The organism is Mesorhizobium sp. M7A.F.Ca.CA.002.09.1.1, assembly GCF_003998555.1.
Taxonomy (GTDB): domain Bacteria; phylum Pseudomonadota; class Alphaproteobacteria; order Rhizobiales; family Rhizobiaceae; genus Mesorhizobium; species Mesorhizobium ciceri.
This window is the reverse complement of the sequence record NZ_RZRR01001117.1, coordinates 1-1,513: the sequence shown is the minus strand read 5'-3', so window position 1 is coordinate 1,513 and position 1,513 is coordinate 1. Positions and strand designations below refer to the sequence as shown.

Below are 1,513 nucleotides of genomic sequence, written 5' to 3'. Positions count from 1 at the left end.
GAGCCGGGCGTGCTTGCCCGGGTCATCGGCCTATTTTCCGGGCGCGGCTACAACATCGAGAGCCTGACCGTCTCCGAGACCGAGCATGAAAAACACCTGTCGCGCATCACCATCGTGACGCGCGGCACGCCGCATGTGCTGGAGCAGATCAAGCACCAGCTGGAGCGCATCGTGCCGGTGCACCGCGTCGTCGACCTGACCGTGCGTTCGCATGAATCCGGCCAGGAGCGGCCGCTGGAACGCGAACTGGCGCTGGTCAAGGTCGCCGGCATCGGCGAGGCCCGGGTCGAGGCGCTGCGGCTGGCCGATGCGTTCCGCGCCAGCGTCATCGACGCCAACACCGAGCATTTCATCTTCGAGATCACCGGCAAGGGCTCCAAGATCGATCAGTTCATCGCCATCATGAAGCCGCTCGGCCTGGTCGAAATCTGCCGCACCGGCGTGGCGGCGTTGAACCGCGGCCCGCAGGCGATGTAGGCCTTCGGTGCTGGCGCCGGGCGCGCCAGCCAGCTTCCACAGTGAGGCTTCTGGCCCCGCTGTGGGCCGTCCGTGGGCCTTTGCGGGTTGCCTAGAAAAGACAACGATCCTGACTTGTCGGGGAGGATATCCATGTCGCTTGACGCTTTCCTTGCCCTGCTTGTCTACGCCTTGGTGACTTCGATCACGCCGGGGCCGAACAATCTCATGCTTCTGGCATCGGGCGTGAATTTCGGCATCGTCAGAACCGTTCCGCACATGCTTGGCATCAGCATGGGTTTCCTCGTGCTGCTGCTTGCCGTCGGTCTTGGCCTTGGCGCTGTGTTGACGGCGTTTCCGGCGCTGCATACCGCGCTCAAGATCGCCGGCGGCGCCTATCTTTTGTACCTCGCCTGGAAGATCGCCATGTCGCGCACGCTGACCGGCAAGGGCGAGACGAAGGCGCGGCCGATGCGCTTCATCGAGGCGGCTGCATTCCAGTGGGTCAATCCCAAGGCGTGGGTGATGGCGATCACCGCCATGGCCGTCTATGCCAATGCCGAGCACCCGTTCCTGTCGGTGGTGTTGATCGCTGTGGCCTTCACCATCGTCAATTTGCCGAGCGTCTCGGTGTGGGCTGGGTTCGGCACCGCGCTGCGCGGTTTCCTGTCGGACCCGGTACGGCTGAAATGGTTCAACATCGCCATGGGCGTGCTGCTGGCGGCGACGCTTTGGCCGATGCTCAAATAGGTCGAGACGCGCACATTCTGGTCGTCTCAGGCCGGAAGGCGATGGCTCGCAAGCCGTCGGATGGGGATTCAGCCCGTGTTGCACATCCATTGTGCAGTGCACATTAAATCTTCGTAATGCCGTGTTTTGGCCCTTTTCCGACAAAGGCGCGTCCTATCTATTCGGCGAAATCGCGGCAACGGGCCGTGATTTGCGCTAGAGTAGAACCATCGGACCACGACGTGTCGGGTGGAGAGGGCCTTTGACCATGCGTGGAAAAGTCGTTCTTTCGTTGCTTGCCGTCGCCTGTGCGGGCGCGGCCTGGCTC

2 protein-coding genes are annotated in these 1,513 nt (G+C 62.9%); both read left to right on the top strand.

Annotated features, from left to right (window positions below; all coding sequences use genetic code 11):
- Positions 1–477: acetolactate synthase small subunit (ilvN, locus tag EN994_RS30855; protein WP_127308117.1), on the top strand; the 477-nt coding region annotated here is incomplete at its 5' end.
- A 132-nt stretch (positions 478–609) separates the two neighbouring features.
- Positions 610–1,206, top strand: coding sequence for a LysE family translocator (locus EN994_RS30850; RefSeq protein ID WP_024501399.1), 597 nt, complete (start codon positions 610–612; stop codon positions 1,204–1,206).
- Positions 1,207–1,513: the final 307 nt, after the last annotated feature.